The sequence below is a fragment of the Pseudomonas sp. PDM19 genome (genome assembly GCF_014852215.1).
Taxonomy (GTDB): Bacteria; Pseudomonadota; Gammaproteobacteria; order Pseudomonadales; family Pseudomonadaceae; genus Pseudomonas.
This window is the reverse complement of sequence record NZ_JACVBG010000001.1, coordinates 991,483-1,013,170: the sequence shown is the minus strand read 5'-3', so window position 1 is coordinate 1,013,170 and position 21,688 is coordinate 991,483. Positions and strand designations below refer to the sequence as shown.

The following is a 21,688-nucleotide window of genomic DNA, read 5'->3' as shown; positions in this document are numbered from 1 at the left end:
TGACGGTCACTTGGCGGCGGTCTTCTGCGCGCCGGCCAGTTGTTCCTTGAGGTCGTAGGCGCGCTTGATCAGGTACTGGTGCACGGCCTCGGCCTGCTGCAGGTCGAGGTGGCCCTGGAACGAGGGCATGCCGTCGGGGATGCGGCCGCCGTAGATGATGCCGAGGAAGCGCTGGTGGTTTTCCGCGCTGAGGGTGCGCAGGTCGGGCACCACGCCGCCGCTGATGGCGTTGATGCCGTGGCACTGCGAGCAGCTGCCGTTGAACAGCTCGCGGCCCTGGTCGATCTGCGCGGTGGTGCCGGTCAGCGCCGGCGGCTCGGGCTTGCGGTCGGCCCACTTGTAGTTGATGTCCGGCAGCTTCGCGGTGCCGCCCAGCTTGTAAGTCAGCACCTGGGCGTTGGGCTTGACCCCGGCGCGCAGCGACAGGGCGCCGGCGAAGGTGGAGAAGGCGCCGCCCCAGCCGGCCATGAAGGTCACGTACTGCTCGCCATCCACCTCATAGGTGATCGGCGCGGCCATCACGCCGGTGTTGGCCGGGGATTCCCAGAGCTTCTTGCCGGTCTCGGCGGCGTAGGCCACCACGCGGCCGTCGGCGGTGCCTTCGAACACCAGGTTGCCGGCGGTGCTCAGGGTGCCGCCGTTGAAGATGGTGCTGTAGGGAACTTCCCAGCGTTTTTCCTGCTTCACCGGGTCCCAGGCGATCAGCTTGCCGGTCCAGGTGTCGGCGATCTTGCGCAGGCCTTCGGGGTCCTCGGGCATCATTCCGGTGTTGACGTCGAGCTGGTAGATGCTCTTGAACTTGGAGCGCGGTGGCGCGCCTTCGACGTCCTGGTACATCGCCGACATGATGTGCGCGGGGATGTACACCAGCCCCGTGTTGGGGTTGTAAGACATCGGCTGCCAGTCGTGGGCGCCCCAGAAGGCCGGCTGGATCAGGCGCGCCTTCTTCTCCGGGTCCTTCCAGTAGTCGGAGACCTTCTCGTTGCGGATCGGCCGGCCGGTCTTCATGTCGATGCCGGTGGCCCAGTTGATCGGGATGAAGTTCTTCGCCGAGAGCAGCTCGCCGGTCGCACGGTCGATGACGTAGAAGAAGCCGTTCTTCGGCGCCTGCATCAGCACCTTGCGCTGTTTGCCGTCGATCTCCAGGTCCACCAGCATGATGTGCTGGGTCGCGGTGTAGTCCCAGGCGTCGCCGGGTGTGGTCTGGTAGTGCCAGACGTACTCGCCGTTGTCGGGGTTGATCGCGACGATGGACGAGAGGAACAGGTTGTCACCCTTGCCTTCGCTGCGGATGCGCGGGTTCCACGAGGAGCCGTTGCCGACGCCGATGTACAGCAGGTTCAGCTCGGGGTCGTAGGACATCGAGTCCCACACGGTGCCGCCACCGCCCTGCTTGTGGTAGTTGTCGCCGAACCAGGTCTTGGCGGCGATCTCCATGCCCTTGCCCTTGGGCATTTCCTTGGGGTCACCGGGCACGGTGAAGAAGCGCCAGTCCTGCTTGCCGGTCTCGGCGTCGTAGGCGGTGATGTAGCCGCGCACGCCGAACTCGGCGCCGCCGTTGCCGATGATGACCTTGCCCTTCACGATGCGCGGCGCGCCGGTGATGGTGATGCTGCGCGTCGGGTCGCTGCGGGTATCGACGCTCCACACGCGCTTGCCGGTCTTGGCGTCGATGGCCTCCAGACGGCCATCGAGCACGCCGACGTAGACCTTGCCCTTCCACACCGCCACGCCACGGTTCACCGCGTCGCAGCAGGCTTCGCCGGCGCGGCTGCGGTCGGACTGCGGGTCGTACTTCCACAGCTGCTCGCCGGTGCGGGCGTCCAGCGCGTAGACGATGGAGAACGGCCCGGTGGTGTACATCACGCCATCGACCACGATCGGCGTGGCTTCCACGCCACGGTCGATGTCCAGCTTGTGGCTCCAGGCCAGGCCCAGGTTGCCGACATTGCTCTGGTCGATCTTCTTCAGCGGGCTGAAGCGCTGCTCGTCGTAGGTACGGCCGGTGGACATCCAGTTGCCCGGCTCGCTGTTGGCGGCGGCGATGCGCTTGCCATCGACGTTGGCCGGGACTTCAGCAGCCTGGAGATTGGGGGACAGACCGGCCATCAGCAGCGAAGCGGTCAGCAGGGAATGACGCAGGGTGGGTTGCAGGCGAACGGAAGGCACGTGCAGGCCAATCGATCTCATGGAGGTTCTCCGATTCTTGTTGGTGCCGCAGATCGTTCGCCGCGGCTTGGAAGGCTCAGAGCAACCGCTGTGCCAGGGTTGCAGGAGTACGCTGAAGGCCCCGTGCTTCCTGGCCTCTGGCATTCCTCACGGGATGTGATGCGGCTGTTGCGGGCGCTACAGGTGTTGCGCGGGACAGCGGCAGGTGTTGCGCGAACGGGACGTTGCGAACGCACTTGTAGGATGGGTGGAGCGCAGCGATACCCATGCTGCCGGCTCACGAAAGACGATGGGTATCGCTGCGCTCTACGCCATCCTACGCAGAGTTGGCCGGCGAGTTTGGCGCGGGTGGATGCAGCGGACCTTGCTCGCGAACCGGAACCACTTGGGAAAAAGAAAACGCGGCAGAAGCCGCGTTCGACGAAGGCCGTCGCCCATGGAAGTGGGCACGGAAGCGGACGGCCGCCCGAACGGGCGCGTCGACACAAGGGATACCCGGTGGAGTGCCGGGCGGTACACCAGAGAAGGGAGCCGGCGAACCTGATGGGGTAAGGTCCGCCGGCTTGCAGCAACGCCTTAGAAGAAGCCCAGCGGGTTGATGTCGTAGCTCACCAGCAGGTTCTTGGTCTGCTGGTAGTGGTCGAGCATCATCTTGTGGGTCTCGCGTCCGACGCCGGACTTCTTGTAGCCGCCGAACGCGGCGTGCGCCGGGTACAGGTGGTAGCAGTTGGTCCACACGCGGCCGGACTGGATGCCCCGCCCCATGCGCCAGGCACGGTTGATGTCGCGGGTCCAGACACCAGCGCCGAGGCCGAACTCGGTGTCGTTGGCGATCGCCAGGGCTTCGGCTTCGTCCTTGAAGGTGGTCACGCCCACCACCGGGCCGAAGATTTCCTCCTGGAACACACGCATGCCGTTGTGCCCTTTGAGCAGGGTTGGCTGGATGTAGTAACCGCTGGCCAGGTCGCCCTCCAGGCGCTCGCTGGAACCGCCGGTGAGCAGCTCGGCGCCCTCGCCCTGGGCGATGTCGAGGTAGGAGAGGATCTTCTCGTACTGCTGTTGCGAGGCCTGGGCGCCGACCATGGTGTCGGTGTCCAGCGGATTGCCGCGCTTGATCGCCTTGATCTTCTTCATCACCTCGACCATGAACGGCTCGAAGATCGACTCCTGCACCAGCGCCCGCGACGGGCAGGTGCACACTTCGCCCTGGTTGAAGAAGGCCAGCACCAGGCCCTCGGCGGCCTTCTCGATGAAGGCCGGTTCGGCCTGCATGATGTCTTCGAAGAAGATGTTCGGGCTCTTGCCGCCCAGCTCCACGGTGGACGGGATGATGTTCTCCGCCGCGCAATGGAGGATATGCGAACCGACCGGGGTGGAGCCGGTGAAGGCGATCTTGGCGATGCGCTTGCTGGTGGCCAGCGCCTGGCCCGCTTCCTTGCCGAAGCCCTGGACGATGTTCAGCACGCCCGGCGGCAGCAGGTCGCCGATGATCTCGGCCAGCAGCATGATCGACAGCGGCGTCTGCTCCGCCGGCTTGAGCACCACGCAGTTGCCGGCGGCCAGTGCCGGGGCGAGTTTCCACGCGGCCATCAGCAGCGGGAAGTTCCACGGGATGATCTGTCCGACCACGCCCAGGGGTTCGTGGATGTGGTAGGCGACGGTGTTCTCGTTGATCTCCGCGGCGCCGCCCTCCTGGGCACGGATGCAGCCGGCGTAGTAGCGGAAGTGATCGGCGGCCAGCGGCACGTCGGCGTTGAGGGTCTCGCGCACGGCCTTGCCGTTGTCCCAGGTCTCGGCGACGGCGAGCTGCTCCAGGTTCTGTTCGATACGGTCGGCGATCTTCAGCAGGATCAGCGCACGGTCCTGCACCGAGGTACGGCCCCAGCTGCCGGCCACGGCGTGGGCAGCGTCGAGGGCACGTTCGATGTCTTCGGCGGTGGAGCGCGGAAACTCGGCGATGACTTCGCCGTTCACCGGCGAGGTGTTGCTGAAGTACTGGCCCAGCACCGGCGCGACGAACTCGCCGCCGATGTAGTTGCCGTAGCGCGGCTTGAGGGTGACGACGGCGCCTGGGGTTCCGGGTGCGGCGTAGATCATGGGGTGCTCTCCTGTCGGTTCCCGGCCTCCATCGGCCAGGTCATGGAGCGATCTTAGGCAGCGCCCTTCCCCGCCCGGAATGCACCCATGGGAGTGGTGGGTTACTCATTTGGTAGTAGAGCGGTGGGTATGGCTGTTTGCAGGAGCAGGCCCTGGCCGTGGGGCACTGCCGGGCAATTTCGGCCAACTACCGAGCCGCCTGAAACGCCGGCCTTGCCGGCGGATCGCGGGCATGGCTAGCTGCTACAGGTTGAGTTTCGCGCCAGCGCAAAAGCAAAGGGCCGGCTCAATGGCCGGCCCTTTGCATAGATCAAACGAACCTCACTTCTTCGCCACCAGATCCTTGGGCAGCTTGAAGGTCCAGATCATCCCGCCCTGGTCCAGGTCCTTGATGCGCTTGGCCACCTCGCCACCCCACAGCGGCACCGCGCCGCCCCAGCCGGAAAGCACGGTCACATACTGCTCGCCGTCCATCTCCCAGGTGATAGGCGAAGCGATCACGCCCGAGCCGGTGTTGAACTGGTAGAGCTTCTTGCCGGTCTTGGCGTCGAAGGCCATCAGGTAGCCCTCGGGGTTGCCGGTGAACACCAGGTTGCCGTGGGTCGCCAGCACGCCGCCCCACAGCGGCGCGTAGTTCTCGTAGCGCCAGACCTGCTTGCCGGTCTTCGGATCGATGGCGCGCAGCACGCCGATGTACTTCTCGTTCAGCGGCTTGATGGTGAAGCCCGCGCCGAGGTACGCCGCGCCTTTCTTGTAGGCGATGTTCTCGTTCCACATGTCCATGCCCCACTCGTTGGACGGGACGTAGAACAGACCGGTGTCCTGGCTGTAGGCCATGGGCATCCAGTTCTTGCCACCCAGGAAGGACGGCGCGACGAACACCGAAGTGCCCTTCTCACCACCCTCGCTCGGAGCACCCGGACGGTGGGCGTCGTCGTAGATCGGCCGGCCGTTCTCATCCAGGCCCTTGGCCCAGGTCACCTTGTCGACGAAGGGGAAGCCACGGATGAACTTGCCGTTGGTGCGGTCGAGAACGTAGAAGAAGCCGTTGCGGTCAGCGGTGGCCGCGGCCTGCACGGTCTTGCCGCCGTCCTTGTAGTCGAAGGACACCAGCTCGTTGACGCCGTCGAAGTCCCAACCGTCGTGCGGGGTGGTCTGGAAGTGCCACTTGATCGAGCCGTCTTCCGGGTTCAGCGCCAGGCGCGAGGAAGAGAACAGGTTGTCGCCCGGACGCAGGTGCGAGTTCCACGGCGACGGGTTGCCGGTGCCGATGAACAGCGAGTCGGTGCTCGGGTCATAGTAGCCGCCCAGCCACGGCGCGGCGCCGCCGGTCTTCCACAGGTCGCCCGGCCAGGTCTTGCCCGCCTCGCCGCCGGAGATGCCGTTCTCCACCGCCTTGCCGTCCTTGTAGACGTAGCCCATGTGGCCTTCCACGGTCGGACGGCTCCACAGCAGCTCGCCGTTGGTGGGGTTGTAGGCCTCGATCTTGCCGACCACGCCGAACTCGCCACCGGCCACGCCGGTGATCAGCTTGCCCTTGGCGATCAGCGGCGCGGCGGAGATGGAGTAGCCGGCCTTGTAGTCCGCCACGGTCTTCTTCCACACCACCTTGCCGGTGTCCTTGTTCAGCGCGACCAGCTTGGCGTCGAGGGTGCCGAAGATCACCAGGTCGCCGTACAGGGCCACGCCACGGTTGATCACGTCGCAGCAGGGCATAATGCCGTCGGGCAGGCGCGCGTCGTACTGCCAGAGCTTGCGACCGGTGCGCGCGTCGGCGGCGAACACCCGCGAGTAGGAGGCGGTGACGTACATCACGCCGTCCTTGATCAGCGGTTGTGCCTGCTGGCCGCGCTGCTTCTCACCACCGAAGGACAGCGCCCAGACCGGCCGCAGTTCTTTCACGTTATCGCTGTTCAGGGTATTGAGCGGGCTGAAGCGCTGGCCCTGCTGGTTGATCCCGTTGACCACGACCTGGTCGGTACGCTTGGCGGAATCGCTGATGTCCTGGTCGGTCACCCCGGCGTGGGCGCCCAGGGAGGCCAGGCTGATGGCGGTGAACAGCACGGTGCGGGCGAAAGGTTGAAGCTGTCTCATGGCGGTGCGCCTCTGCGATTGTTGTTGTACCCGGGGAATTTCCCCGGTCTGTCGCAGATTCTTGGTTTGGTGGGCCGCACCAACAATTGAACGCAGTGCCGAATTTCCTAGTTCCTTGGTAGCAATACCGGGCCGCGAAGGCGCGGAAATAGCGGCGTGCGTAGGATCGGACTTTGTCCACGATGGCATCCGGCGCGATGCGGACCTTTCGCGTAAGGAGTCCGCTCCTACGTTTCCGGAAAGCTGGGCAGTTCCTGTAGGAACGGGCGGCCCCGCAGCGGAGTTGTCAGCGAGCGTATGGGTACGAAAGCGCGGTCACTGCTCGTCGACGCGCGGTAGCGCCTTCTGCTCGTAACGCGGGTAGAGGTGGCTGACGCTGCGGATCAGCTCGTAGCGCGTCAGGCTGACACCGGCGAAGCGCTCGGGGATGGGCGTGCGCAGGAGGTCGTTCATGTCGGCGCCTTGGGCGATGCCGTCGCGCATCACGCCATCGAGCCAGCCGAGGTAGTCGCGCATCTGCGCAAAGGGTGCCGCATCGGTGGCGATGGGGCCGTGACCGGGAACGATGAGCTTCCAGGGCAGTTCCTGCAGCGTGTCGATATCGCCCAGCCACACATCCAGCCCCGGACTGTTCGGCGTGGTCAGCGCGCGCTGGTAGAAAACGATATCGCCGGCGAACAGCACGCCGGTGGTCTCGTCGAGTATCGCCAGGTCCGCGCCGGTATGCCCGCGCAGGCCGACCAGCCGAAACCGGTGACTGCCCATCTGCACGATACCCGGCTCCACCGCCTCGGAGGGCAGCACCACCTCCGTGCCGCGCATCCAGTCGCCGACCAGGCGGTACATGTTCTCCGCCATGGCGTTGCCCTGCTCTTTCAGCAGCTTGCCGGTGCCGGCCAGCGCACCGATGGGTACATCGATGAAGGCCTGGTTGCCCAGCACGTGGTCGGGGTGGTGATGGGTGAGCAGCACGCGCCTCACCGGCTTGCCGGTGGTTTGCTGGATCAGCGCACGCAGGGCTTCGCCGTAGCGTTTCGACGGGCCGGTATCGATCACCAGTACGCCGTCGCCAGTGTCGATGAAGGCGACGTTGACAATGGCACCACCGTTGTCCTTGGCGAAGTTGTCGGTACTGCCTTCCACCAGCCAGGTGCCTTCGGCGATCCGCCGGGGTTCGAGGTGGTACTGCAGGTCGGCGAGTGCCGGCAGGCACAGGCAGGCCAGGGCGATCAGGAGGAAACGCATGGGCACCTCGTCAGCACAGGGCGGCGGCAACTCGGTGCGGCGTCAGCGCAGAGCGGCCTGGAATTCGTTGCCGTTGTTGTCGTGCAGCCAGAGCTGCGTGTGCGGATGGCCGCGCACCTCGAAGGTGAAGGTGGGGTTCTCGCTCACCGCCGGGAACAGGTCCAGGCGGGCGAAGATTTCCCCGTCCGGCCCACGCAGCTCGGCGTGATCCAGGTAGAACTCGGGAATGCCGCCGACCAGCCCGTTGTCCATCGGGTGCGAGACCGACAGGCGCACCCGGCTGTATTCGCCCCTGGCGAAGGACTCACCGTGCACCTGGCCGAGGCGGTCTTCCCAGCACGCCTGCGCACGCACCACGCTGGGCGCGGTGCAGCCGCCACCGGCGGCATCGATCCAGGCCGAGCCGACATGCCAGACGCCCTTCTCGTCCCGCAGCGCGGCGCGGATCGGCGTGGCCTGCTCGATGCGGATGCGCACCGCCAGCAACGGTTCCAGATGCTCGCCCGGATAGAGCGTCAGCACATGGGGAATCGGGTTCAGCTCGGCCCACAGCAGCAGCCGGTCGAAGCGCCCCGGCAAGGCGCGGGCGTCCACTTCCACCGGGACCTGGCGGGCGTCCTCGGCGAACGGCGGCACGCCCAGTTTCACCCGCTCATCGAAGACGTAGGGTTCGCCATCGAGCAGACGCTTGTGGTGGTACTCCCACATCACCGAGGGCATCGGGTCGCCCTCCACCGCCGCCGCCAGCAGCGGCAGCGCGCAGATCCCGAGCAGCAGTTCGCGCCTGTGCATCATCTCTCCCTCACTGCACGTCCTGGTAGAGCCCCGGCAGTTCGTAACGCACGCCGTAGGCCGCGTAGAGCTTTTCCATCTCGCCGCTGCGCACCAGCTCCTCCAGCTCGCCGTCCAGGGCGTTGGAGAGCTGGCGGTTGCTTTCATGCACGGCCATGCCGATGTCCCACTCGGGCTGACCGAGGTTGGGATAGGTGTTTTCGGCGTTCTTCAGGTGCACGTCGGCGGCCTGCGCGCGCATCCAGTCCAGCTCGCCACGCAGAGCCATGACTGCATCCACCTTGCCTGCGCGCATGCCGTCGAAGGCCGCCTGGGTGCTGGGAAAGTGCACGGTCATGCGGCTGAGCTGGCCGCCCAGCACCGAGGTCAGGTAGAAGGACGGCACGCTGTCCAGCTCGACGCCGATGGGGTGCTCGCGGAACGCGGCGATGGTATCCACCGCGGGCAGCCGGCGGTCGTCGCTGACCACCTGCCAGCGCTCGCGCTGGTAAGGGCCGAACATCACCACCTGTTCGTTGGCGAACTCGCCGACATCGTTGCGCCGGTTGGCGTACTGGCGGTCGTAGGGCACACGCAACATCACGTCGGCGACCACGCCGGGGCGCAGGTAGTGGCCCTTCCAGATGAAGTTGCGCAGGTCGTCATCCAGGCGCTCGCCAGGCGTGACCCAGAGGAACTCCGCGCGCAGGCCCAGGCCGCTGGCCAGGTGTTTTGCCAGGTCGATGTCGACCCCGCGCGGCTGCCCGCCCTGCATGAAGCTGTAGGGCGGGAAGTTCTCGTACACGGCCACCCGCAGCACGCCGCTGGTGACCATGTCCTCGTAGGGGCGAACCCCGGCCTGCGCCTGCCCCAGCAGCAGGCACAGGGCCAGGCTCAGGAGTGCGTCGATCAGCAGAGTGGGCAGGCGCATGGCGGTCACTCTTCCACGTGCACGCTGTCCAGGTAGGTGCGGATCGCCCAGAGGCCTTCCTGGCTGATGTAGTCGGCCATCTTCGGCATGTACACGGCGCCGTCGCGCACCGCGCCGTTGATCACCCGCTCCTTGAACCACTCATCCCCTTCGGCGCCGACGTCGAGCATGCGCAGGTCGGGGGCGATGCCGCCGGACTTGGCCTCCAGGCCGTGGCAGCGCGCACAGTTCTGGTTGTAGGCCGAGGCGCCGATCTCCACCGCCTTGGCGTGGTTGGCGTAGGGCTCGCGGTAGGGGTTGGTGTCGCGCCATTCCTTGCCCAGCGGTTCCAGCCCCGAGGTATCCACTGCCTGGGGCGTCACATTGCCGTGGGACAGGGCCAGACCCGAAACACCCAGGCCGGCCACTAACAGCAGGCCACACAGCACGTTCTTGTTGTTCATCACTTCATCCTCTCATCGAGATGCTTGGCAAGGCACGGCGCCCGGAACGACGCCTGTGATGAGATGGTAAGAACGCGCGGCCGGCGGCCGAATCCTGCTTTGGATGCTCCCGCCTACTCCCTTGGTACTAGAACGGCGGTCGGCCATGACCGTTGAATGGCCGCCATTGGTCTGCCGCTATTGCCGGGAATTGGCTATTCGAAGGTAGCGGCGCGAGGGGTAACTTAGCCCCATTCCCGCACTAGCGCGGGCCCTACTGGAGATCGCCATGAGCGCACGAATCGAATGGCCCAAGGCCGCCCCTGACGCCTACAAGGCCATGCTCGGCCTGGAGCAGGCCCTGGCCAAGTCCGGGCTGGAGACCTCGCTGCTGGAGCTGGTGCGCCTGCGTGCCTCGCAGATCAACGGCTGCGCCTACTGCGTGAACATGCACGCCAATGACGCGCGCAAGGCCGGCGAGACCGAGGCACGGCTGCAGACCCTGAGCGTCTGGGAGGAAACCCGCTTCTTCACCGAACGCGAGCGCGCCGCGCTGGCCTGGGTGGAAAGCCTCACCCGCCTGCCGGAAAAACACGCCCCGCAGGACCAGTTCGACGCCCTGCGCGAGCAGTTCAGCGAAGCCGAGATCGTCAACCTGACCCTGGCGATTGCCACCATCAATGCGTGGAACCGCTTTGGCGTGGGGATGGCGATGGTGCCCTGAGCAGAGCGATCTGCTCCCGTAGGATGGGTGGAGCGCAGCGATACCCATGCTGTCGGCACGCCAGTTTGATGGGTATCGCTGCCGCTCCACGCCACCCTACGAACGACATCTATGGTTCACGTAGGGCGCATAACCCGGAACGGGTTATCCGCCCTGCGCCGGTTTCAGCCTTCGACCAGCTCCACCTTCTCCGGCTCGCGCTTCATCAGAACGCGGCCATTGCGGATCGAGTACAGCGCCTTGGTCTGCTGGCGCACCGCCTCATAGTCACTCTCCACCCCCAGCACCAGCAGGTTGGCCGGACGGCCGGCGGCGATGCCGTAGCGAGCACCCAGGTTCAGCGCACGGGCGCTGTTGTCGGTGACCAGGTCCAGCGCGCGCTGCAGGTCGTCGAAGCCCATCATGTGGCAGATGTGCAGGCCGGCATCCAGCACGCGCAGGATGTTGCCGTTGCCCAGCGGGTACCACGGGTCCTTGATCGAATCCTGGCCGAAGCAGACGTTCATGCCGGCGCGGTCGATCTCGGCCACGCGGGTCACGCCGCGGCGTTTCGGGAAGGTGTCGAAGCGGCCCTGCAGGTGGATGCTCTCGGTCGGGCAGGAGACAAAGTTGATGCCCGAACGCTTGAGCAGGCGGAACAGCTTGGAGCAGTACGCATTGTCGTAGGAGCCCATCGCCGTGGTGTGGCTGGCGGTGACGCGACCGCCCATGCCGCGCACGCGGGCTTCTTCGGCGAGCACTTCGAGGAAGCGCGAGTTCGGGTCGTCGGTCTCGTCGCAGTGCACGTCCACCAGGCAGCCGGTGCGTTCGGCCAGGTCCATCAGGAACTTGATCGAGCTGACGCCCTGCTCGCGGGTGTTCTCGAAGTGCGGGATGCCGCCGACCACGTCCGCGCCCAGGCGGATCGCCTCTTCCATCAGCTCGCGACCGCCCTCGTAGGACTCGATGCCCTCCTGCGGGAAGGCGACGATCTGCAGGTCCACCAGGTGCCGCGCTTCTTCACGCACTTCCACCATGGCCTTGAGCGCCGCCAGGGTCGGATCGGTGACGTCGACGTGGGTGCGCACGTGCTGGATGCCGTGGGCGGCCAGCATGCGGATGGTGGTGTGGGCACGGGACTTGGTGTCCTCGTGGGTAATGGTTTCCTTGCGCTGGGCCCAGCGCTCGATGCCCTCGAACAGCGTGCCGCTCATGTTCCATTCCGGCTCGCCGGCGGTCAGGGTGGCGTCGAGGTGGATGTGCGGCTCCACCAGCGGGGCGATGGCCAGGTTGCCACGGGCGTCGATGTCGTCGCCGCTGGCGGCTACGCTGCCGGCTTGCTGCACGACCTCGGCGATGACGTCGCCTTCGCAGCGGATGGTGAACAGGCCGGTCTGCTTGCGCAGCGAGGCGTTGATGATCTTCATGGGCTCGTAGGTCCTCTTCAGGCTATTCGTGGCGCGGCGCATTGGACATGCGCCAGATGAGCAGCGCCACGGAGGTATTCAGGCGGAACTGCGCGTCGTCCAGGGACTGGCCGCTCAGGGCCTCGATGCGCGCTATCCGCTGGTTCAGGGTGTTGCGGTGGATGCCCAGGCGCTGTGCCGCCCTGAGCGCATTGCCGCCCTCCTGGACGAGCGCGTCGAGCGTCTCGATCAGCAGTTGCGGCTGTTTGCGGCCCGCGTCATTGAGCGGGCCGAGGGTGTCCTTCATGAACTGCTCGACCACCGCACGATCGGGGATCGCCCGCAGCAGCCGCAGCACGCCCAGCTCACGGTAGTCGCAGAAGCCGGCGGGCGCCTGCATGCCTTCGGCGACGTCCAGCGCCTGGCGGGCTTCGAGCAGCGCGCGGGGAAACTCGGCGCAGGACTCGGCGCGGGCGGACAAACCGAGATAAGCACGCAACGGCGTGAGTTCCTGCTGCAAGCCGGCGGCCAGGGCGTGCAGTTCGGCGCGCTCGGCACTCCCGGAATCATCCAGCAGCAGGACGAACAGGTCACCCTGGATCACCACCGGCAGGCGCTCGGGGCGCTCCTGCTGCCAGTTCTCCAGGTGGTCGAGCAGGCGCTGGCGGGTCAGTTGCAGCGCGCGCTCGGCCTCCTCCGGCTCCTGCTGCTGGAACAGCGTGTCGACGCCGGACAGCCGCAACGCCACCAGACGTCGCGGCGTTTCCAACGGCAACTCAAGGTGCTGGGCGCGGCGGCGGACGATCTCCAGGCTCGGGTAATCGCCGCTGAGCAACTGGCCTAGGATGTCGCGGCGCGAGGTCTTCACCTGGGTCATCTGCACCAGCGCCGTGCCGATCAGGTGGGTGACAATGACCATCTTCAGCGCGTAGGGCTGCTCGATCAGCGGCAGCCCTTGAGTCTCGGCCAGATGAACCACAGACAGAGGGATGCGCTGGATGAACTCGTCGCCGGTGAGGATGACGATGCCGGCGATGCCGCTGGCGACGCCTTCGCGCACCAGCTGCAGCAGGTTGGCCTCGTCACGGCTGTGGTTGATGCCGGTGACGAACACCAGCTCGCCGCCCATCACCCAGTCAGCGATGCCGACGTTCTCCGCCACGTAGGACCAGCGCACGCTGCGATGCACATTGCGCGCGCCGGCCCGCAGCGCGAGGCTTTCCAGCCCCGGCAGACGGAGGATTTCCTCGACGCTCAGGCTCAAGCGCGCGGCTCGGTCACCGGCGCACGGGCGCGGGTGACTTCGGTGAGGACGATGTAGCAGATGGCCGAAGCGGCAATACCCACCAGCGGCGCGATCCAGGGCGAGGCATAGGCCAGGCCTGCACCGACCGCGTAGGACACCAGGCCGGTGACGTTGAACGCCGGGATGTGGCTACCCACCAGCGCCGGGTATTCACCCCGGTTGCGGTACCAGTAGTCGGCCATGATCACGCCACCCAGCGGCGGGATGATCGAGCCCAGCAGCACCAGGAACGGGATCAGCCATTCGTACATGCCGCCGATGGCGAGGATGATGCCGATGCCGGCGGCCAGCAGGGTCATGGTGCGGCGACGCTCGCTGCGCACCAGGTGGCAGGCGGCGGCGGATACGTTGTAGATGGTCGGGCCCTGGATGGTCCACAGGTTCAGGCAGAGCATGATCACCGCAGCGAAGGACAGGCCCTGCAGCACCATCACTTCGACGATGTCGGCGTTCTGGTAGACGATGGCGCACCAGGCGCCGGCGACGATCATCAGGCCGTTGCCGATGAGGAACGCGACCACGCTGGCGATCACCGCGATGCGCCCGCTGCGGGCCATGCGGGTCCAGTTGGTGGCCTGGGTCGCGCCGCTGGCGAAGGTGCCGAAGACCATGGTCACGGCGGCGGAGAAGGTCAGGGTCTGGCTCGGCTCCTTCGCCAGCAGGCCGCTCCAGCCACCGGCGTGGTTGGTCGCGATGACCATCGATGCCACCAGCAGAATGAACATCAGCGGCACCGACACGCGGGACATGATGTCCAGGCCCTTGAAGCCGATGATCGCGGTGATCGAGAACAGCAGGCCGAAGATCACCATCAGCGGGATGTTCAGCCACTCCGGCAGGGACAGCATCTTCACCAGCACGATGGCCACGGTGGCGGTGCCCCAGGCGTACCAGCCCAGTTCGGCGAAGCCGAGGAGGAAATCGGACAGCTTGCTACCGCGCTCGCCGAAGCAGAAGCGCCCCATCAGCACGGTGTTCAGACCGCTGCGCGAGGCGATCAGGCCCAGGGCGGCGGCGTAGACGGCGAGCAGCACGTTGCCGATGAAGGCGACCCAGAGCATGTCGACGAAGTCGAAGGCCATGCCGATCTTGCCGCCGGCGAACATGGTGCCGGTGAAGAAGGTGAAGCTGAACAGGACCATGGCGATGGGCAGCAGGCCTTTGCGCCCTTCCCTGGGCGTGGCGCTCAGGGGGAACTCACTGGGGGAACTCATCGAGGGGGATCTCCGCGAGGATTGGTTGAGGACTCCCGGCACAACGCAAATAGCGGGCCGGAAAAGCCAATCAGGAACGACGCGGAAATTTTGAGCATGTCGAACATTGTGAACTGTTCACAATGCACACTTCCGGTGGGTGTTACGGCGTTTCAAGATAGCTCAAATGTGCATTGTGCGGATTTTCGGGGCACGATGCAGCTTTTTCGCACCAAAACCTGACGAAGCCTTGATCCATGTCTGTGCCGTTCGGCGGATTTCCCGCCTCCAAACGCAACGGCAGTCTGCACTTTCTCCCTGCGACACCCTGTCACCCCCAGACAAGGAAATGGCACGGACAACAAGTCCGCTGCAAACCGACGCAGGCAGACTCTCCTCAATGTTCCGTCCGCTGTCCGCCCCTGGCAGACGGCCCGATAACAACCGATAGCCCGCCAACAAGAAAAAGGGAGTACCCGCCAATGAGCGTCGCCAGGTTCCTCGCTCCATCGGTCCTCGCGCTGAGCACGTGCCTCGCGATGGGCGCAGCGCACGCCGAGCTGCCGACCGAGAGCATCGGTGAGACAGTCTTGCCGTTCCCGCCCTCGCCGCACCGCGCCTACATCGTCGACGTGGAGTTCGAGAACTTCATCGCCGGCCGCGTCACCGTGGTCGACCCCGAGCAGAAGAAGATGCTCGGCATGGTCAGCACCGGCTTCGTCGCTCCGTCCACCCTGAGCCACGATGCGAAGACCCTGTACTCCGCCGACACCTTCTACTCCCGCGGCACCCGCGGCGTGCGCACCGACGTGCTGACCGCCTGGGACACCTCGAACCTGCGTCCGAAGTGGGAAGTGGAAATCCCGGCCAAGCGCGCCTCGATCCTGACCCAGAAGTACGCCCTGGGCGCGAGCTCCGACGATCGCTTCGTCTACATCTACAACTTCACCCCGTCCACCTCGGTCACCGTGGTCGACACCCAGGAGAAGAAGGTCGCCAGCGAAATCGCCATCAGCGGCTGCGTCCTCAACTACCCGGTAGGCAAGCGCGCCTTCGCCTCGCTGTGCGGTGACGGCCAACTGCAGATCACCAAAATCGGTGACGACGGCAAGGAAACCGGCCGCAGCCAGACTCCGTTCTTCGACCCGAACAAGGAGAAGCTCAACGAACGCGGCCTGGCCGTGGGCGAGACCTACTTCTTCGTGACCACCGACGGCATGGTCAAGCCGGTGGACGTCTCCGGCGACAAGCCGAAGATGCTGCCGAGCTGGTCGCTGACCACCGACGAGGAACGCAAGAAAGGCTGGGGCACCGGCGGCTGGCAGCTGATGGCCGTAGCGCCCAAGCTCAACCGCATGTACGTGCTGATGCATGAAGAGCACAGCGCCGGCAAATGGGAAGACCCGAGCCCGTTCATCTGGGTCTACGACCTGAAGACGCAGAAGAAGATCGGCACCCTGGAAGCGCCCAAGCCGGTGTGGAGCCTGCATGCCACCACGGACGACAAGCCGCTGCTGCTGGGCACCGACATCGAAGGCGGCCTGCAGATCTTCGACCTGAAGACCGGCAAGTACAACGGCGCCATGGACAAGATCGCCAAGACGCCGATCCTGGTCCTGAGCCACTAAAACCACCCCGAGAGGTACGGATATGTTTTCCGATCCGATCCTGATCATCGCCAGTGCGGTGGCCGTTGCGGTGCTGCTCGCCAGCGCCGCCAGCCACAAGCTGCGCGCGCCGATGCGCTTCGCCCGCCAGGTCGAAGACTACGGCCTGCTGCCGGCCTCGCTGGTCGGCCCGGTGGCCCGCGTGCTGCCGGTGGTCGAAGGCATCGTCGCCTTCGCCCTGCTGGTGCCGGCGAGCCGCCACGGCGCGGCCCTGGCCGCCACGGCGCTGATCCTGTTCTATGCCGGCGCCATCGGCATCAACCTCTGGCGCGGGCGCCGCGACATCGACTGCGGCTGCTCCGGCCCCGGCCAGATGCAACCGCTGCGCCCGGTGCTGCTGCTGCGCAACGCGATCATCGCCGCGCTCGCCCTGATCGCCTCCTGCGCTCCGCAGGCTCGCGAGATGGGCGTGTTCGACGCCTTCGTGATCCTCGCCGCCGGCGCTGTCGCCCTGCTCCTGTATGCCGCGGCCGATGGCCTGCTGGCCAATCATCCCCGCCTGCTCAAACTCATCGGAAGGTGAACAAATGGAAGGTCTGATCGTTTCCAACATTCTTCTCTGGGTGCTGCTCATCGCCCTCGCCTTCACCGTCATGGCGCTGGTGCGCCAGATCGGCGTCCTCCACGGCCGCATCGCGCCGGCCGGCGCGCTGATGGTCGACAAGGGCGTGGCGGTCAACGAGCCCGCGCCGAAAGTCACCGCCGCCGACCGCCATGGTCGCCCGGTCAACTTCGGCTATGAAGGCGAGCGCGGCCAGCTGCTGTTCTTCCTCTCGCCGACCTGCCCGATCTGCAAATCGCTGCTGCCGGCGATCAAATCCATCGCCAAGGACAAGGCCGGCGAGCTGGAAGTGATCTACGTCAGCGACGGCGACATGGCCGCCCAGCAGGCGCTGATCGCCGAGCACGGCCTGGAGAAATCCGCCTACGTGGTCGGTCCGGAAGTGGGCATGACCTACCAGATCGGCAAGCTGCCCTACGCCGCGCTGATCGACAGCAAGGGCATCCTGCGCGCCAAGGGCCTGGTGAACTCCCGCGAGCACCTGGACAGCCTGTTCGAGGTCGAGCACCTGGGCAGCGCCACCCTGCAGCAGTACATGAATGGCCACAGCCACAACGGCGTGCACACCCACGACGCCAGCCACGGCCACAGCCACTGATCACGGAGAGAACAAGAATGAAATTCCTCGACAACCTGTTCGAGCGCTCCTCCCGCCAGGTGGCCAACGTCACTTCGCGGCGCAAGCTGCTGGGCCGCTTCGGCTCGCTGCTGGTGGCCGGCGCCGCCCTGCCGATCATCCTGCCGATCGACCGCACCTCCAAGGCCCTCGCCGCCGAGGCGCCCAAGGCTGGCGATCCGGGTGACCCGAACAGCTGCGACTACTGGCGCTACTGCTCCATCGACGGTTTCCTCTGCACCTGCTGCGGCGGCACCACCACCTCCTGCCCGCCCGGCACCGATGCCTCGCAAGTGACCTGGATCGGCACCTGCCGCAACCCGGCAGACGGCAAGGACTACATCATTTCCTACAACGACTGCTGCGGTAAGCACAGCTGCTCCCAGTGCGCCTGTACCCGCAATGAGAGCGAAGAACCGCTGTACCGTCCGTTCAACAACAACGACGTCAACTGGTGCCTGGGCGCGGAATCGCGCATCTACAACTGCACCGTCACCATCATCCGCGGCGTCGCGGTCTGAAGTCGGGAGAAAAGCCCATGCGCAGTCTCGTTGTCGGCGCCCTGCTCTGTAGCCTGGTCGCCCCCATTGCCCAGGCCCGTGCGATCCCCGATCCGCACCAGCGGCCGGCGCCCGGCAACGAGGAGGTGCAGAAGCCGATCTCCCAGCAGAGCTACAGCCCGGCCACCAACTACCAGCTGCAATGCGCCGGCTGCCATCTCACCGAAGGCAGCGGCAGCAAGGCCAACGACACGCCGCGCCTGCACGGCTTCGTCGGCAACTTCCTGAAGGTGGACGGTGGGCGGCAATTCCTCGTGCGCGTGCCGGGCATGTCCCAGTCCGCGCTGAACGACGCGCAACTGGCCGACCTGCTCAACTGGTTGCTGCGCAAGGAGGGCATGGCCGGCAACAGCATGCCCGCCGAGTTCAAGCCCTACACCGCCGAGGAAGTCAAAGCCACGCGCTACCAGGCCCTGCTCAACCTGCCGGGCACCCGCGCCGGGTTGATCCAGGAAATGCGCAAGCAGGGCATCACCATCACCGATGGGATGAGCGACGCGTACTGAGTGATTGCTCCGGTGGCTCGCTCGCCGGAAAACAGCTTTGCCTCCGCACTACGCCCGCTGCTCCAGCGGGCTTTTTTTATGCGCAAAGGGTTTGCAGTCTGCGCACTGGAACGATGGGTATCGCTGCGCTCCACACCATCCTACAACGGGGCCCCGGCCACTCGGTGCAACCTGCAGGAGCGCGCCCTACGATCCTTGCGGCGTGCGTCAGCTGCTCTCGCGCACCATCAACTCGAACCCCAGGTCCATCACCGGGGCACTCACCGGTTTGTCGTTGATCAGGTCGAGCAGGCGCTCGGCCGCGTGGCTGCCGATGGCCTTGCGCGGGGTGCGGATGCTGGAGAGGCGCGGGACCATGAACTCGGAGCTGGGCAGGTCGTTGAAGCCCAGCACCGCCACCTGTTCGGGGATGCGAATGCCGTGGCGCATGGCTTCCAGCAAAGCGCCGTGGGCGAGGTCGTCGTTACCGAAGAAGATGCCTTCCACCTGCGGATGGCTGGCCAGCAGTTGGCGGAACAGCTCGCCGCCGAGGCCGACCGAGGACGGGCGCGGCGTGAGGACTTCCAGCGCCGGGTCATAGCAACCGGCTTGCTGCAATGCGCGGCGGTAACCCTCGCCACGCAGCAGGGTGCGCTGGTCCAGTTGCGCGCCGATGTACGCCAGGCGCTTGCGCCCGCTCTTGAGCAGGTGTCTGGCTGCCGCCTCCCCCGCGCGAATCTGCGAGAAGCCCACGCAATGCAGCCCCGCGCCGGGGTCCAGGTCCATCATGTAGACCGCCGGCACGCCGCTGGCCTCGATCATCCGCCGGGCGCTCTCGGTACGGTCGAAGCCGGTCAGCAGCAGGCCGCGCGGCTGGTACGCGAGATAGTTGCGCAGCAGGTTCTCTTCTTCGTCGCGGGAGTAGTGGTAGTTGCCGATTAGCACTTCCAGCCCGCGCGGGTGCATCACGGCATGGATAGCTTCGAGGGTTTCGATGAACAGCTGGTTCGCCAGCGAAGGCACCAGCACCACGATGTTGTGGCTCTGCTTGGAAGCCAGCGCGCGGGCGGCCGGGTTAGCCACATAGCCCAGGTCGGCGGCGGCCTGGCGGACCTTTTCCGCCAGCCCCTCGGCCACCGTGCTCACGCCGCGCAGGGCGCGCGAGGCGGTGATCGGGCTGACGCCAGCACTGCGTGCCACGTCGTTGAGGGTGGGTTTGCCGGTGGTGCGAGAGCTTCTGTCGTTTTTCTTATCGTTCTTCTGAGCGGTCATCGGGCGGCTTGCCAAACAAAAATCGAGGCACTAAGGTAGCGCTGTCTCGCAGCCAGGGCAATTGCCTGAGGCCGGCTCCCGCCGCCCCTCGCCCGCCGGTGAAACATACTCACCGAGAGCACCGGGACACACCGACTAGAATGACAAGAATACGGAGGCAGCCGATGCTTTTCGTTACGCCCACCAAAGATAGCGCTGTCTCAACACTGAGGCCCTGCATGCTCCCCGCCATCGATGCCGTGCTCATCATGGGTGTCGCCGGATGCGGCAAGTCCAGCGTCAGCGAGGCCCTGTGCCTGCGCAGCGGCGCGTTCGCCATTGAAGGCGACTCCTTCCACCCCGAAGCTAACATCCAGAAGATGAGCGCCGGCATCCCGCTGACCGACGAGGACCGCGCCGGCTGGCTCGACACCCTCGCCGCCCAGCTGCAGAAAGCCATCGCCGCCGGCCAGCGCCCCGTGCTCACCTGCTCCGCGCTCAAGCTCATCTACCGCGAACGCCTGCGCCGCGCCGTGCCCGGCCTGGGCGTGGTGTTCCTGGAACTCACCCCGGAAACCGCCGCCCAGCGCGTCGCCACCCGCCCCGGCCACTTCATGCCGGCGAGCCTGATCGACAGCCAGTTCGCCGCCCTCGAAGTGCCGACCAGCGAGCCGCTGACCCTAAGCCTGGACGCCACCCGCCCGCTCGACGAACTGGCGGAAGCCGCACACCTCTGGTGGCGACAGCACTCCAACGACTGACGCAATAGCGCCTGCCATCGAAAGATAGCGCTATCTCGATTAATCCAAGAAAGAAGAGCCGCTCCGGCACAAAGACAAAAACAGGAGAGACCCATGCTCGGCATGTCCCACAACACCTATCTGCTGCTGGACGCGGTGGTCACCATCATCGGCCTGATCCTGCTGATCACCCGCTTCAAGATTCACCCCTTCGTCGCCCTGATCATCGCCGCCGGCTTCCTCGGCCTCACCTCCGGCATGCCCGTGGCGACCATCGTCAAATCCTTCCAGGACGGTTTCGGCGGCGTGCTCGGCTTCGTCGGCATCATCCTTGCCCTGGGCACCATGCTCGGCAAGATGATGGCCGAGTCCGGCGGCGCGGATCAGATCGCCCGTACCCTGATCCGCGCCTTCGGCAAGGAACGCGTGCACTGGGCCATGATGCTCGCCGCCTTCCTGGTCGGCATCCCGCTGTTCTTCGAGATCGGCTTCATCCTGCTGGTGCCGCTGGTGTTCATCGTCGCCCGGCGCAGCGGCGTCTCGCTGATCAAGATCGGCATCCCGCTGCTCGCCGGCCTCTCCGCCGTACACGGCCTGGTGCCGCCGCACCCGGGCCCGCTGCTGGCCATCGGCGTGTTCGGTGCGGACATCGGCAAGACCATCTTCTACGGCCTGCTGGTCGCCCTGCCCACCGCCGCCATCGCCGGTCCGATCTTCGGCAAGTTCATCGCCCAGTACATTCCCGGCCAACCCAATGAAGAGCTGGTGGCGCAGATCGCCCACGAGCCGGACACCAGCAACCTGCCCAGCTTCGGCGTCACCCTGCTGACCGTGCTGCTGCCGGTGTTCCTGATGCTGCTCAAGACCTTCGCCGACGTCATGCTCGCCGACGGCCACGTGATCCGCGCCTGGCTGGACATGATCGGCCACCCGATCACCGCCCTGCTGCTGGCCCTGCTGCTGTCGCTGTATACCTTCGGCCACGCCCGCGGCTTCGATTCGAAGAAGATACTCAAGCTGCTCGACCAGAGCCTCGCGCCCACCGCCGCCATCGTGATGATCATCGGCGCCGGCGGCGGCTTCAAACAGATGCTGGTGGCCAGCGGCGTGGGCGACGTGATCGGCCACATGGCGGTGCAGGCGCAGATTTCGCCCATCCTCCTGGCCTGGCTGGTGGCCGCGGTAATCCGCATCGCCACCGGCTCCGCCACCGTCGCCACCATCACCGGCGCGGGCATCGTGGTGCCGGTCATCGACCTGATCCCCGGCGTCAACCGCGAGCTGCTGGTCCTCGCCACCGGCGCCGGCTCGCTGATCCTGTCCCACGTCAACGACGCTGGTTTCTGGCTGGTGAAGCAGTACTTCAACATGAGCGTGATGGAGACCTTCAAGACCTGGACGGCGATGGAAACCATCCTCTCGGTGGTCGGCCTGCTGTTCATCCTGCTGCTGTCGATGTTCGTCTGATGC

19 protein-coding genes are annotated in these 21,688 nt (G+C 66.0%); 8 read left to right on the top strand and 11 right to left on the bottom strand.

What is annotated here, in order from left to right; genetic code table 11:
• Nucleotides 1-6 precede the first annotated feature (6 nt).
• The 7 genes from IB273_RS04370 to pedF all read right to left on the bottom strand — a co-directional run bounded on the left by IB273_RS04370 (nucleotide 7) and on the right by pedF (nucleotide 9,750).
• Nucleotides 7-2,190 (bottom strand): PQQ-dependent dehydrogenase, methanol/ethanol family, encoded by a 2,184-nt coding sequence (locus tag IB273_RS04370; protein WP_081519751.1) that lies wholly within the window; start codon nucleotides 2,188-2,190, stop codon nucleotides 7-9.
• Nucleotides 2,191-2,745: 555 nt separating this feature from the next.
• A complete protein-coding gene (locus IB273_RS04365; RefSeq protein ID WP_081519750.1) occupies nucleotides 2,746-4,266 on the bottom strand; it encodes an aldehyde dehydrogenase family protein in 1,521 nt (506 codons plus the stop codon).
• A 321-nt stretch (nucleotides 4,267-4,587) separates the two neighbouring features.
• The gene (locus IB273_RS04360) at nucleotides 4,588-6,360 is read right to left on the bottom strand and encodes a methanol/ethanol family PQQ-dependent dehydrogenase (RefSeq protein ID WP_081519749.1); all 1,773 of its coding nucleotides are present in this window, start codon (nucleotides 6,358-6,360) and stop codon (nucleotides 4,588-4,590) included.
• A gap of 315 nt (nucleotides 6,361-6,675) precedes the next feature.
• Entirely contained in the window at nucleotides 6,676-7,605 is a 930-nt protein-coding gene (locus IB273_RS04355; protein ID WP_192223347.1) for a quinoprotein relay system zinc metallohydrolase 1, read from the bottom strand.
• Between the two features lie 42 nt (nucleotides 7,606-7,647).
• Nucleotides 7,648-8,400, bottom strand: coding sequence for a quinoprotein dehydrogenase-associated SoxYZ-like carrier (locus IB273_RS04350; protein WP_412548060.1), 753 nt, complete (start codon nucleotides 8,398-8,400; stop codon nucleotides 7,648-7,650).
• Nucleotides 8,401-8,407: 7 nt separating this feature from the next.
• On the bottom strand, nucleotides 8,408-9,307 hold the full coding sequence (locus tag IB273_RS04345; protein WP_192223345.1) for a substrate-binding periplasmic protein: 900 nt from the start codon (nucleotides 9,305-9,307) through the stop codon (nucleotides 8,408-8,410).
• 5 nt (nucleotides 9,308-9,312) lie between these two features.
• A complete protein-coding gene (gene pedF / locus IB273_RS04340; protein WP_081519745.1) occupies nucleotides 9,313-9,750 on the bottom strand; it encodes a cytochrome c-550 PedF in 438 nt (145 codons plus the stop codon).
• A 268-nt stretch (nucleotides 9,751-10,018) separates the two neighbouring features.
• Between pedF and IB273_RS04335 the strand changes: the two genes are divergently transcribed.
• Nucleotides 10,019-10,453 carry a carboxymuconolactone decarboxylase family protein gene (locus IB273_RS04335; RefSeq protein ID WP_088421446.1) on the top strand — a complete coding sequence of 145 codons (435 nt, stop codon included), beginning with the start codon at nucleotides 10,019-10,021 and terminating at the stop codon, nucleotides 10,451-10,453.
• Nucleotides 10,454-10,617: 164 nt separating this feature from the next.
• Here IB273_RS04335 and codA read toward each other — a convergent pair whose 3' ends face one another.
• Genes codA through codB form a run of 3 tightly spaced genes read right to left on the bottom strand, consistent with a single transcriptional unit; the run spans nucleotide 10,618 to nucleotide 14,358 of the window.
• Nucleotides 10,618-11,859: a cytosine deaminase gene (gene codA / locus IB273_RS04330; RefSeq protein WP_192223344.1), complete on the bottom strand. Its 1,242-nt coding sequence runs from the start codon at nucleotides 11,857-11,859 to the stop codon at nucleotides 10,618-10,620.
• A gap of 22 nt (nucleotides 11,860-11,881) precedes the next feature.
• Nucleotides 11,882-13,102 carry a PucR family transcriptional regulator gene (locus IB273_RS04325; RefSeq protein WP_192223343.1) on the bottom strand — a complete coding sequence of 407 codons (1,221 nt, stop codon included), beginning with the start codon at nucleotides 13,100-13,102 and terminating at the stop codon, nucleotides 11,882-11,884.
• Nucleotides 13,099-14,358 carry a cytosine permease gene (gene codB, locus IB273_RS04320; protein ID WP_192223342.1) on the bottom strand — a complete coding sequence of 420 codons (1,260 nt, stop codon included), beginning with the start codon at nucleotides 14,356-14,358 and terminating at the stop codon, nucleotides 13,099-13,101. Before codB ends, IB273_RS04325 begins: the two co-directional genes overlap by 4 nt.
• A 461-nt stretch (nucleotides 14,359-14,819) precedes the next feature.
• On the opposite strand from codB, the gene IB273_RS04315 reads away from it, so the two are divergent.
• Genes IB273_RS04315 through IB273_RS04295 form a run of 5 tightly spaced genes read left to right on the top strand, consistent with a single transcriptional unit; the run spans nucleotide 14,820 to nucleotide 18,248 of the window.
• Nucleotides 14,820-15,965 (top strand): amine dehydrogenase large subunit, encoded by a 1,146-nt coding sequence (locus IB273_RS04315; protein ID WP_151186973.1) that lies wholly within the window; start codon nucleotides 14,820-14,822, stop codon nucleotides 15,963-15,965.
• A gap of 22 nt (nucleotides 15,966-15,987) precedes the next feature.
• On the top strand, nucleotides 15,988-16,527 hold the full coding sequence (locus IB273_RS04310) for a MauE/DoxX family redox-associated membrane protein (RefSeq protein ID WP_192223341.1): 540 nt from the start codon (nucleotides 15,988-15,990) through the stop codon (nucleotides 16,525-16,527).
• A 4-nt stretch (nucleotides 16,528-16,531) separates the two neighbouring features.
• A complete protein-coding gene (gene mauD, locus IB273_RS04305; protein WP_081519738.1) occupies nucleotides 16,532-17,164 on the top strand; it encodes a methylamine dehydrogenase accessory protein MauD in 633 nt (210 codons plus the stop codon).
• A 17-nt stretch (nucleotides 17,165-17,181) separates the two neighbouring features.
• The gene (locus IB273_RS04300) at nucleotides 17,182-17,703 is read left to right on the top strand and encodes a methylamine dehydrogenase light chain (RefSeq protein WP_045217996.1); all 522 of its coding nucleotides are present in this window, start codon (nucleotides 17,182-17,184) and stop codon (nucleotides 17,701-17,703) included.
• Nucleotides 17,704-17,720: 17 nt separating this feature from the next.
• Entirely contained in the window at nucleotides 17,721-18,248 is a 528-nt protein-coding gene (locus IB273_RS04295; protein ID WP_138215817.1) for a c-type cytochrome, read from the top strand.
• Between the two features lie 207 nt (nucleotides 18,249-18,455).
• Here IB273_RS04295 and IB273_RS04290 read toward each other — a convergent pair whose 3' ends face one another.
• Nucleotides 18,456-19,499 carry a LacI family DNA-binding transcriptional regulator gene (locus tag IB273_RS04290; protein WP_192223340.1) on the bottom strand — a complete coding sequence of 348 codons (1,044 nt, stop codon included), beginning with the start codon at nucleotides 19,497-19,499 and terminating at the stop codon, nucleotides 18,456-18,458.
• 218 nt (nucleotides 19,500-19,717) lie between these two features.
• Between IB273_RS04290 and IB273_RS04285 the strand changes: the two genes are divergently transcribed.
• Both IB273_RS04285 and IB273_RS04280 read left to right on the top strand, forming a co-directional pair.
• On the top strand, nucleotides 19,718-20,239 hold the full coding sequence (locus IB273_RS04285) for a gluconokinase (RefSeq protein ID WP_151186970.1): 522 nt from the start codon (nucleotides 19,718-19,720) through the stop codon (nucleotides 20,237-20,239).
• Between the two features lie 93 nt (nucleotides 20,240-20,332).
• Nucleotides 20,333-21,685: a GntP family permease gene (locus IB273_RS04280; protein ID WP_192223339.1), complete on the top strand. Its 1,353-nt coding sequence runs from the start codon at nucleotides 20,333-20,335 to the stop codon at nucleotides 21,683-21,685.
• Nucleotides 21,686-21,688 lie beyond the last annotated feature (3 nt).

Excerpts from the sequence above, each read along its gene's own strand:
- codB (WP_192223342.1), bottom strand. The coding sequence starts at position 14,358 with ATGAGTTCCCCCAGTGAGTTCCCCCTGAGCGCCACGCCCAGGGAAGGG.
- IB273_RS04355 (WP_192223347.1), bottom strand. The coding sequence starts at position 7,605 with ATGCGTTTCCTCCTGATCGCCCTGGCCTGCCTGTGCCTGCCGGCACTC.
- IB273_RS04290 (WP_192223340.1), bottom strand. The coding sequence starts at position 19,499 with ATGACCGCTCAGAAGAACGATAAGAAAAACGACAGAAGCTCTCGCACC.
- IB273_RS04370 (WP_081519751.1), bottom strand. The coding sequence starts at position 2,190 with ATGAGATCGATTGGCCTGCACGTGCCTTCCGTTCGCCTGCAACCCACC.
- IB273_RS04365 (WP_081519750.1), bottom strand. The coding sequence starts at position 4,266 with ATGATCTACGCCGCACCCGGAACCCCAGGCGCCGTCGTCACCCTCAAG.
- pedF (WP_081519745.1), bottom strand. The coding sequence starts at position 9,750 with ATGAACAACAAGAACGTGCTGTGTGGCCTGCTGTTAGTGGCCGGCCTG.
- IB273_RS04310 (WP_192223341.1), top strand. The coding sequence starts at position 15,988 with ATGTTTTCCGATCCGATCCTGATCATCGCCAGTGCGGTGGCCGTTGCG.
- IB273_RS04335 (WP_088421446.1), top strand. The coding sequence starts at position 10,019 with ATGAGCGCACGAATCGAATGGCCCAAGGCCGCCCCTGACGCCTACAAG.
- IB273_RS04295 (WP_138215817.1), top strand. The coding sequence starts at position 17,721 with ATGCGCAGTCTCGTTGTCGGCGCCCTGCTCTGTAGCCTGGTCGCCCCC.
- IB273_RS04280 (WP_192223339.1), top strand. The coding sequence starts at position 20,333 with ATGCTCGGCATGTCCCACAACACCTATCTGCTGCTGGACGCGGTGGTC.
- IB273_RS04345 (WP_192223345.1), bottom strand. The coding sequence starts at position 9,307 with ATGCGCCTGCCCACTCTGCTGATCGACGCACTCCTGAGCCTGGCCCTG.
- IB273_RS04350 (WP_412548060.1), bottom strand. The coding sequence starts at position 8,400 with ATGATGCACAGGCGCGAACTGCTGCTCGGGATCTGCGCGCTGCCGCTG.
- mauD (WP_081519738.1), top strand. The coding sequence starts at position 16,532 with ATGGAAGGTCTGATCGTTTCCAACATTCTTCTCTGGGTGCTGCTCATC.
- IB273_RS04285 (WP_151186970.1), top strand. The coding sequence starts at position 19,718 with ATGCTCCCCGCCATCGATGCCGTGCTCATCATGGGTGTCGCCGGATGC.
- IB273_RS04300 (WP_045217996.1), top strand. The coding sequence starts at position 17,182 with ATGAAATTCCTCGACAACCTGTTCGAGCGCTCCTCCCGCCAGGTGGCC.
- codA (WP_192223344.1), bottom strand. The coding sequence starts at position 11,859 with ATGAAGATCATCAACGCCTCGCTGCGCAAGCAGACCGGCCTGTTCACC.
- IB273_RS04360 (WP_081519749.1), bottom strand. The coding sequence starts at position 6,360 with ATGAGACAGCTTCAACCTTTCGCCCGCACCGTGCTGTTCACCGCCATC.
- IB273_RS04315 (WP_151186973.1), top strand. The coding sequence starts at position 14,820 with ATGAGCGTCGCCAGGTTCCTCGCTCCATCGGTCCTCGCGCTGAGCACG.